The sequence below is a fragment of the Microbacterium paludicola genome (assembly GCF_015235415.1).
GTDB classification, from domain to species: Bacteria; Actinomycetota; Actinomycetes; order Actinomycetales; family Microbacteriaceae; genus Microbacterium; species Microbacterium paludicola.
Genome location: NZ_JADGLL010000069.1, coordinates 1 through 9,316, shown reverse-complemented (window position 1 = coordinate 9,316; position 9,316 = coordinate 1). Strand labels below are relative to the sequence as shown.

Sequence of the window (9,316 nt, the reverse complement as noted above, 5' to 3'; positions counted from 1 at the left end):
CCCGCACCCCCACCATCGAGCGCCTCGCCGACATCGTCGCGGCGTTCGTCCGCGCCGAGCGCATCCAGGATCCGGTCCTGATCGGGCATTCGATGGGAACGCAGGTGATCGCCGAGGTCGCGGCGCGACATCCGGATCTCCATTCACGGCTCGTGATGATCGGGCCGACGGTGCAGATCGGCCAGCGCCGCGCGCTCGTGCAGCTGCGCAAGCTCGCGAAGGACCTCGCCGATGAGAGCCCCAAGGTGCTGATCACCGGCGCCCGCGAGTATCTCCGCGCCGGACCTAACCTGCGGCGCAAGATGCGCGCGATGCTCGTCCACAGGCCCGAGATCGTCTATCCGCGCATCTCCGCCGGCACCCTGGTGCTGCGCGGCGAGGCCGACACCGTCTCACCCCGCGACTGGTGCGAGTTCGTGGCCGCGGCGATCCCCCGAGCACGCCTGCGCGAGGTGCCGGGAAGCGGCCACGAGACCATGATCAAGAACCCGGAACCCGCCGCCCGCCTGATCCTGGAGTGGCTCGCCGAGCTCTAACCGGCGCGCTCCCACGGCTCGATCCCGCCCGCGATCACCTCGAACATCGGGTGCAGGATCGGCCCACCGCTCGCCACGCGCTCGTGCACCTCGGGCGACCGCGCGGCGAGCTTGCGCAGCAGGTGCTGCCACTCGAACTCCACCTGTCCCGACCTGACCGGGATCGGCCGGATCGCCGCGTCACCGGATGTCACGATGCGCGCGGAATCGAAGCGGTAGCCACGGCGGCCGGCCTCCTCGGCGATGACCGCGAGGTACGCGCCGATCGTCGCGGCGGGATCCGGCTGGGCGCGGAACCTCTCGAGCTGCGGATGCCGCGTGTAGCCGCGCGTGCGCCCCAGCAGGACGGCCTGCGCAAGCAGCGCCTCGCGCCACGCCGCGGTGAGGCCCTGCCGGTCGAGCAGCGATGGATGCAGCGACCACAACCTCATCCAAGGAGCCTACGGCGGCACCCCAGCCCTGGGGATAACTCATGCATCCGATCGCCGTTGCGCCCTACCTTGGGGGCATGGTGTCGCGTCGTGCCTCCCTCGGACTGGTCGCCCTCCTCGTGGTGGGGCTGACCGGATGCACGGGAGCGCCCGCACGGGATCCGTCGGACTCGCCTTCGCCTGCGGCAACCAGGTTTGCGAGCGAGGAGGAGGCGTTTGCGGCGGCCGAGGAGACGTATCGGGCGTACATCGATGCCACTAACGCCGAGAACGCTGGCGATGAGAGCGCGAATCCATTGCAGTACCAGCACGGCGAGTTGCAGAAAGCATCCGAGGCGTTAGCTGACGACCTCAGCGTTGCTGGCTTGCACTACGAGGGCGATGTCGTCATCACCAGCATTGAACGCCAAGCCGCAACCGTTACTGCTGGTGCGGGGCAGGCAGAACTCCTGGTCTGCCACGACGCGACTGAACAGCGCCTGATCAACGCGGATGGGGACGACGTCACACCGGCTGGCACGGAGCGGTACGGCCTCCGTGTTGAGTTCATGAGTATCGAAGGAAAGATGCTGATGATCTCCAGCGCCAATGATGCGGCATCGCAATGTTGAAGATTGCCGCATCTCTGCTCCTCGCGTCATCTTGGCTGCCCGCTGTCGAGCTCGCGCCCGCGTCGATATCAGCAGCGTCGTCAATGTGCACGCCGGCGGCCGCGCGCGCGAATCTCTGCGGCCTTGACCTTGCACCCGGTAATGCCGGGGATCGTGCCCAAGTTCGAGGCCAGCTAGAGCAATACACCGGAGGGCGCTCACCCGCTCCGAGTACCGGCAACCCGCGCGCCACCGGCAACTGGGCTCCCCCGACGCCCGACACCTACACCCCGCCGCCCGACCAAACAGACGGCCCCATCGTCTGCCTCGACGACTCGGAGAACGTCGTCGGCGCCGACTGCGCGACCGACGTCCCCGAGCCCGTCGAAGCCGAGCCTGCGCCGGTCGAGGTCGCGACACCTCCTGAGGTCGTGACGATCACCGACATCGCGAGCTTCGTCCCGGCGGCTCCGTCGATCGCCACCGAGCCCGACGGAATCGGCGCGAAGAACATGCCGCTCAACACCATCGCCACCTCCAGCGCACAGACACTCGGCGGCGAACTGTTCGGGTTCCCGGTGTCGGTGACCTTCACACCGGCGGGTTTCCGGCAGGACTGGGGCGACGAGACCGTCACCGAGACCGTTCACGGCGGCGCATCCTGGGCGACGATCGGGCAGGCCGAGTTCAGCCCGACCGACACCAGCCATTCGTATGCCGAGAAGGGCACGTACACGCTGACGGTCACCCCGCTCTACACCGCGGTCGTCGACTTCGGCGTGTGGGGCACCCGCACCGTCGAGGGCGTCATCTCCGGGCCGGCAGCGGCCCGCGACATCCGGATCGTCGAGGTCCACACAGCCCTGGTCGACCAGGACTGCCTCGAGAACCCGACGGGCGCCGGCTGCTCCTGACGGTGCCCCGGGATGTCAGCCGTGCTTCTCGATCAGCCGGTCGAAGGCGGCATCCAGCTCCGGATCCACCTGCTGCCGCGACGCATCCGCCAGGTACCAGGCGACGATCTCGCGCGCGCCCTCCGAGAACGGCGTGGTCGCGACCCATCCGGGCACGAGCTGCTTGATCCGCGTGTTGTCGAACAGCACCGAGTGCGCCTTGTCACCGACGAGGCCCGGGCCCATCGCAGGGATCTCCCGCGCGATCGCCTCGGAAGCGACGTGAACGATCTGGGGCTCGCGGCCCAGCGCGCGCCCGAGCTGACGCGCCATCTCGTCCCACGTGAGGCTCTCGTCGCTCGTGATGTGCACCGCCTGGCCGATCGCGTGCGGGTTGCCGAACAGGCCGACGAATGCGCGGGCGAAGTCGCGGGAGTGGGTCAGCGTCCACCAGCTCGTCCCGTCGCCGTGCACCACGATCGGACGCCCGTCGAGGATCCGCTGCAGCGTCGTCCACGCCCCCTCGATCGGGATCAGCGACTCGCCGTACGTGTGACTCGGGCGCACGATCGTCATCGGGAAGCCGCTCTCGCGATACGCGGCCACCAGCAGATCCTCGCTGGCGATCTTGTCACGCGAGTACTGCCAGAACGGGTTGCGCAGCGGCGTCGACTCGACGATCGGCAGCTGCGCGATCGGCTTCTGATACGCCGACGCGCTCGAGATATAGACGTACTGCGCCGTCCGCCCACTGAAGATCCGGATGTCGTCGGTCACCTGCTGCGGCGAGAAGCTGCGGAAGTTGGCGACCACGTCGAACGTCTCGTCGCCGATCGCGCCCTGGATGGAATCCGGATCGCCCGCGTCGCCGACGAGGCCTCGCACGCCGGCCGGAAGGGCGCGGTTGCCACGGTTCAACAGTGTGACCTCATACCCTCGCTCCACCGCCAGGGCTGTCACGTGAGAGCTGATGTTGCCGGTGCCGCCGATGATCAGGATGCGCATGCGCGCCAGGCTACCGGCCGGCGGCCAAGCCGCGGGTCATCGTCCACCCCTTCGAAACTCACGTGACAAAACTCTTCCCAATGTCGTACGTATCTACTATACTGTGACCATGGATGAGGTTCCCGACTTCGAAGATCCGCTCGACGCGGTCAGTCGAGTCGGGCTCGCGTGCTGGGATCTGCGCGATCAGCTCGGCAGGATCAGCGGCCTCTCCGACGCGGATGCCGTCGACTTCGCCCGCGCGGTGGAGGAATGCGGCCGCACGCTCGACGCGCTGCGGGTGCGGGCGGCCGGCGAGGTGGCCAAGCGCTCCCTCCGCCCGGGCGATCAGAACCTCGCCGCGCAACGCGGATGCCGCAACGGAACCGAGCTGATCGAGCGCGTCACGCAGGCGCCGACGGGCGAGGTGCTCCGCCGCGTACGACTCGACAAGCGCACCTCGTCGCGCCTCTCCCTCACGGGTGAGAGCCTCCCGCCGCTGCTTCCCGAGCTGGCGACTGCGCTCGACGAGGGACGCATCGGCAGTCAGGCGGCCTCCCTCATCTCCGACACACTCGCCGGCGTCGAGCACCGCGCCGACCCCGACATGGCGTCCCTCGCCGAGGAGACGCTGGTCGAGCTCGCCACGGGAACCAACACCGGCGCGCTGCCGTGCACGTTCGCCGAGCTGAAGGTGAACGTGCAGACCTGGGGCATCCTGCTCGACCAGGACGGCACACCTCCCGACCCCGAGCGAGCCGCCGCCCGCCGCGGCATCACCGTCGGCGCACTCAGGGACGGGGTGCACCGGTTCGGCGGGTACGCCACCCCGGAGCTCATCGGAGTGCTGCAGCGCATCTGGGATGCGCACGCAAATCCCGCCGTCCGCTTCGGCAGCCTCCCTGGCGAGAAGGACCCGGATGAGCCGTGGACCGGGGACGAGGTCATCGCAGACCTCCGCACGCCCGCGCAGAAGCGGCACGACATCCTGCAGGCCGCCCTCGACGCCGCCACCCGCAGCGAGGAGACCCCCACCCTCGGCGGCGCGGCCCCGACACTGCTCGTCCACGTCGCCCTCGAAGACCTCACCGCCCCCAACGGCACGGCCGCCATCGAGGGCGTGGACGTGCCGGTGCCCGCCACCGTCGCACACCGGATCGCCTGCACCGGCGCCGTGCAGAAGGTCGTCTTCGACCGGAACGGACGCATCGTCCGGCTCGGCACCAAGGAGCGGCTCTTCAACCACCACCAGCGCAAGGCGATCGCCGCCCGCGACGGCGGCTGCGTCATCCCCGGCTGCACGGTCCCGGCGGCCTGGTGCGAGGTGCATCACGTCGAAGAGCACGCCGCGGGCGGCCCGACCCACACCGACAACGGAGTCCTGCTCTGCTGGTGGCACCACCACACGATCGAGACCTCCGGATGGGGCATCCGGATGAACCTGGGCGTGCCGGAGGTCAAGGCGCCACCGTGGATCGACCCGCGCGGCATCTACCGCAAGGCACCCACCGCACTCACCCGGCGCCGAGCCAGGCGGCGATCCAGGCCGCTCGCCCGGCACGGCTGAACATCATCCGGTACCTGCACCGCCCCGATCCCGGGGCGGCTACAGGCATGCGCGCCGACTGCGCGGACGACCGACAAGCCAGAGCCGGCCGACCGTGGCCTCAGCGTGCGGCCGCGCCCTCGAGGACCGACGCGCGCTCGGGATGCTCGGCGAACCAGTCGGCGACGTACCAGCAGACGGGCAGCACGGAACGGTCGCCGGCGGCCTCGATCTCGGCCACGGCGCGGTCGGTGATGACGGCGGCGTACCCGTGGCCACGGTGGGCCGGGTTGGTGAAGGCGCGCGTGAGCGCGACGGTCCGGCCGTTGTCGCGGTAGTCGAGCACGCTCACCAGCTCGTCGCCGCGACGCAGCTCGTAGCGCGACGCGGCCCTGTCATTGGTGAAGGTCAACTCAGTCACGCCCCCGAGATTACGTCCGTCCACAGGCCGCAAGACTCATCCGCGCTGGCGATTCGCTGTGGACAACGCCGCTGGCCGAGGACCCCCTCCCTAGCGTCGATCGCATGGCGAACCTGCGTCCCCTCCTCATCCTGATCACCGCGATCATCGTGGCCGCGAGCTCGGGCTGCGCCGCGAGCCCCGCGGCCGAACGCGCCGCGTCGACGCCCGCCCCGGCGCCCCTCGCCGCCTCCGGACCGCCGCAGACCGCCCTCGAAGATCCGGAGGACATCCGAAAGCGGATGGCTGCCATCGATCCCATGGAAGGGATCGTCGCGAAGGCGACCTTCGAGCACTACCTCGAGTCGCTCCGCGCCTTCTACATGGATGAGCCCGGCGCGCTCGAGCAACTGCGCGCGCTCGCCTCGGAGGAGGTGATCGCGCAGGCCGAGGAGGACCTGGCGGCGATCCGCGCGAAGGGGCTTCAGGTGCGGGCGGCCGACCGCCTCGACGACCTCATCGTCCACTTGGCGGCCCCGCCCTCGCACGTGCTCGCCTTCGTCTGCCGCGACCTCGCCGCGATGGACCTCGTGTACGAGTCGGGAGAGCCCGCGCCGATCCCCGAGGGAGGCAGCATCCTCGCCCAGGAGGTGCGGCTCGTGAACGACCCCGCCACCGACGGCTTCATCGTCGACGGCATGTGGCCGGCGCCCGAGTTCGTGGGATGTTGATCCGCTCAGCGCTCTCCCCGCGAGAGCTTCGACGGCCACCAGATCGCCCGGCCGACGTCGGTCGCCAGCGCGGGGACGAGCAGCGACCGGACGATGAACGTGTCGAGCAGCACGCCGAAAGCCACGATGAACGCGATCTGCACGAGGAACAGCACAGGGATCACCGACAGCGCCGTGAACGTCGCCGCGAGCACCAGCCCCGCCGACGTGATGATCCCGCCCGTCAGCCGCAGCCCGCGCAGGATGCCCTCCCGCGTCCCGTGAGTCAGCGACTCCTCGCGCACCCGCGACATCAGGAAGATGTTGTAGTCGATGCCAAGCGCGACGAGGAAGACGAACCCGTACAGCGGCACGGCGGGATCCGCCCCCGGGAACCCGAGGACGTGCTCGAACACGAGCGCGGCGACCCCCATCGCGGTCCCGAACGACAGCACGGTCGTCAGGGTCAGCAGGATCGGCGCCAGCACCGATCGCAGAAGGAGCATCAGGATCACGAGGATCACGCCGAGAACGAGCGGCACGATGAGGTTCCGATCCCGGATGGACGCGTCGTTCGTGTCGAGATCGGTCGCTGTGCTTCCTCCGACGAGCGCGCCGGGCACCTCCGCGGCGAACGCTGTGCGAAGCTCGCGCACTGTCTGCTCCGCCGCGAGCGAGTCGGCCGCATCCGCCAGCGTCGCCTGCAGCAGCACGTCACCGTCCGAGACCACCGGCTCGGGCGCGGGCGTCCCGGGAGGACCGAAGGCGCCGATGCCCTCCGCGGTCACGGGCGCGGTCATCCCCTCGCGATCGACGGCCACCGAGACCTCGGCCACGCCGTCGTGGGCGAGCAGCACGTCGGCCGCATCCTGCAGGCGCTCCTCGGGCACGACGACCGACGCGGGGCTCCCCGACCCGGCCGGGAAGTGCTCGCCGAGCACCTCCTGCCCCTCCCGCGCCTCGGACGCCCCCAGCACCAGTTCCGACTGCGGCACCCCCGACGCCTGCAGCTGGGTCACGCCGACGCAGCCGAGGGCGAGCACCGCGGCGGTCGCGATCCAGATCGCCCGCGGCCGGCGCGCGATCAGGCGGGCGAGCTTCGCCCACAGGCCCGATCCCTCGCCGGCATCGCCCGCCTCGGCGTCGAACCTCGGCCGCCGCGGCCAGAACGCGGCGCGCCCCAGCACAAACAGGATCGACGGCAACAGCGTCAGCGCCGACAGCACCGAGAACACGATGCCGATCGCGGCGACCGGTCCGAGCGAGCTGTTCGAACGCAGGTCGCTCAGCAGCAGGCACAGCAGCCCCGCGATCACCGTGCCGCCCGACGCGACGATCGGCTCGACCGATCCCTTCAGCGCCCGGACGGTCGCGGTCCATCGCTGCGGCGTGCGCACGAGTTCGTCGCGATAGCGGGCGACGTAGAGCAGCGCGTAGTCGGTCGCCGCGCCGATCACCAGGATGAACAGGATCCCCTGCGTCTGCCCGCTGAGCAGCAGGATGTCGGCCTTCGCGAGCCACCAGATCGTCAGCAGCGCCACGCACAGCGCAAACATGCTCGTGGCGAGCACCGCGATCGGCAGCAGCAGCGAGCGATAGACGAGCACGAGGATCACGAGCACCGCCGCGAGCGCGACGCCGAGCAGCAGCCCGTCGATGCCGGCGAACGCCCCGACGAGATCGCTCGTGAACCCGGCGGGCCCGGTGATGTGGACGTCCACGCCGGAGGGGAGCCCCTCCGCGACGACCTCGCGCAGCTCCGTCGTCGCCTCACCGAGATCCGCGTCGCTGTCGAGCGGCACGAATGCCTGCACCGCGCGGCCGTCCTCGGACGGGATGGGCGGCGACGCCTCCCCCGCGACGACATCCAGCTCGGCCGCCTCGGCGAGCCGGTCGGCGATCCCCTCGAGTTCGTCGGGCGCGAGTTCGCCGTCCGAGGAGAACACGACGACCGCCGGGATCGCGTCGCCCTCCGTGAATCCCGAGAGCCGCTCCTGCACCTCGGTCGCCTCCGCCGTGGCCGGAAGATACGCGGTGCGGTCGTTCGACGACACCTCGTCGACGCGCCCGAAGTAGGGGCCTCCGATCGCCGCCCCGACCAGCCACACAAGGATCAGCGCCGACGGCAGCAGCACGCGCAGCCAGAGCGGAACGCGAGGCCCGCGAAGTTCGCGGCGGGTGAGATCCGTGCCGGGGTGATCAGTCATATTCCTAGCCTAGCTAGATACGTTAGGAACTACATACTTCCGAAGGGGAATATCATTCAGGCGTGAGGGAAACCGAGGTGCGGGGCGGCGACGATCCGTCGCTGTTCGATCCTCGCGTCCTCGACCCCGGGCAGGAAGTTGTGTCGCTCGAGGGGATCTCCGCCGCCGACATCGACCAGGTCGTCGAGCTGCTGCAGGCGCTGCGCCTCTGGCGCGAGGCGGAGGAGCGGATGAGCGAGGCGTCACGCCGCTACATGAAGCTCGGCGACACCGACATGCGCGCGCTGCGGTTCATCATCGTCGGTCAGCAGAACGGCGCGCTTGTCACCCCGGGAAGCATCGCCGCGCACCTCGGGATCTCGACGGCGTCCACGACGAAGCTGCTCGACCGCCTCGCCGCGGCGGGCCACATCCGGCGCCTCCCCCATCCGTCCGACCGGCGCAGCGTGATCGTCGAGGTCCTGGACGAGACGCGCCGCGCCGCGCGCGACAGCATCGGCCGCAGCCACGCGCGCCGCTTCGACGTCGCCGCTCGACTCACGGGCGAGCAGCGCGACGTGATCATCCGGTTCCTGCGCGACCTCGCCGCGACCGCGGACGAACCGACCGGCTGAGCCGCTCCGCTCACATTGCTGGCAGACCCGGACCCCCGGATGTCACATTGCGTCATAGGACGTACCGATCGCTGAAACCGTTTGACACGGTGCGACACGCCCGGACACAATTGCCCCATGTCTGCCAACGCCACGCTTCTGTCCGCCCTGGAGGCGAACGGGACCACCGGGATGATGATGCCCGGGCGCGTTGGCATGTGCTGTCGAATGTGCCGCTGACCTCTCACCAGCGCACACGGCTCGCCCGCATCTGACGCGGATGCGCAGCCGAGAATCCGGATCACCGGATCCTCACCCTCCGATCGCCATCTGGGTGCGATCGGTCGCACAGACACACACCCGCACCGCACAGGTGCATCCCGCAAGGACATCATCATCATGACGAACGCCCCCGCTCTCCTCGAC

General features: G+C 69.9%; 10 protein-coding genes. 6 read left to right on the top strand and 4 right to left on the bottom strand.

The window, feature by feature from the left end:
- On the top strand, positions 1-536 hold a 536-nt coding region (locus tag IR155_RS15210; protein WP_135115634.1), incomplete at its 5' end, for an alpha/beta fold hydrolase.
- Here the strand turns inward: IR155_RS15210 and IR155_RS15205 are convergent.
- On the bottom strand, positions 533-967 hold the full coding sequence (locus tag IR155_RS15205) for a pyrimidine dimer DNA glycosylase/endonuclease V (protein ID WP_135115633.1): 435 nt from the start codon (positions 965-967) through the stop codon (positions 533-535). The genes IR155_RS15210 and IR155_RS15205 overlap by 4 nt on opposite strands.
- 41 nt (positions 968-1,008) lie before the next feature.
- Here IR155_RS15205 and IR155_RS15200 point away from each other — a divergent pair, with 41 nt between their 5' ends.
- Together IR155_RS15200 and IR155_RS15195 are read left to right on the top strand one after the other, a co-directional pair.
- Positions 1,009-1,578: a hypothetical protein gene (locus IR155_RS15200; protein WP_135115632.1), complete on the top strand. Its 570-nt coding sequence runs from the start codon at positions 1,009-1,011 to the stop codon at positions 1,576-1,578.
- Positions 1,572-2,471 (top strand): hypothetical protein, encoded by a 900-nt coding sequence (locus IR155_RS15195; RefSeq protein WP_135115631.1) that lies wholly within the window; start codon positions 1,572-1,574, stop codon positions 2,469-2,471. Before IR155_RS15200 ends, IR155_RS15195 begins: the two co-directional genes overlap by 7 nt.
- A gap of 15 nt (positions 2,472-2,486) precedes the next feature.
- Here the strand turns inward: IR155_RS15195 and IR155_RS15190 are convergent, their stop codons facing one another.
- Entirely contained in the window at positions 2,487-3,455 is a 969-nt protein-coding gene (locus IR155_RS15190) for an SDR family oxidoreductase (protein WP_194210355.1), read from the bottom strand.
- A 109-nt stretch (positions 3,456-3,564) separates the two neighbouring features.
- On the opposite strand from IR155_RS15190, the gene IR155_RS15185 reads away from it, so the two are divergent.
- Entirely contained in the window at positions 3,565-5,001 is a 1,437-nt protein-coding gene (locus IR155_RS15185) for an HNH endonuclease signature motif containing protein (protein ID WP_167760822.1), read from the top strand.
- Between the two features lie 100 nt (positions 5,002-5,101).
- On the opposite strand, the gene IR155_RS15180 is transcribed toward IR155_RS15185, so the two are convergent.
- Positions 5,102-5,401: a GNAT family N-acetyltransferase gene (locus IR155_RS15180; protein WP_135115628.1), complete on the bottom strand. Its 300-nt coding sequence runs from the start codon at positions 5,399-5,401 to the stop codon at positions 5,102-5,104.
- A gap of 104 nt (positions 5,402-5,505) precedes the next feature.
- Here IR155_RS15180 and IR155_RS15175 point away from each other — a divergent pair, with 104 nt between their 5' ends.
- On the top strand, positions 5,506-6,111 hold the full coding sequence (locus IR155_RS15175; RefSeq protein ID WP_135115627.1) for a hypothetical protein: 606 nt from the start codon (positions 5,506-5,508) through the stop codon (positions 6,109-6,111).
- A 5-nt stretch (positions 6,112-6,116) separates the two neighbouring features.
- Here IR155_RS15175 and IR155_RS15170 read toward each other — a convergent pair whose 3' ends face one another.
- Complete coding sequence (locus IR155_RS15170; protein ID WP_135115626.1) at positions 6,117-8,297, bottom strand: MMPL family transporter; 2,181 nt, start codon at positions 8,295-8,297, stop codon at positions 6,117-6,119.
- 62 nt (positions 8,298-8,359) lie between these two features.
- Here IR155_RS15170 and IR155_RS15165 point away from each other — a divergent pair, with 62 nt between their 5' ends.
- Positions 8,360-8,911 (top strand): MarR family winged helix-turn-helix transcriptional regulator, encoded by a 552-nt coding sequence (locus IR155_RS15165; RefSeq protein WP_233441233.1) that lies wholly within the window; start codon positions 8,360-8,362, stop codon positions 8,909-8,911.
- Positions 8,912-9,316 lie beyond the last annotated feature (405 nt).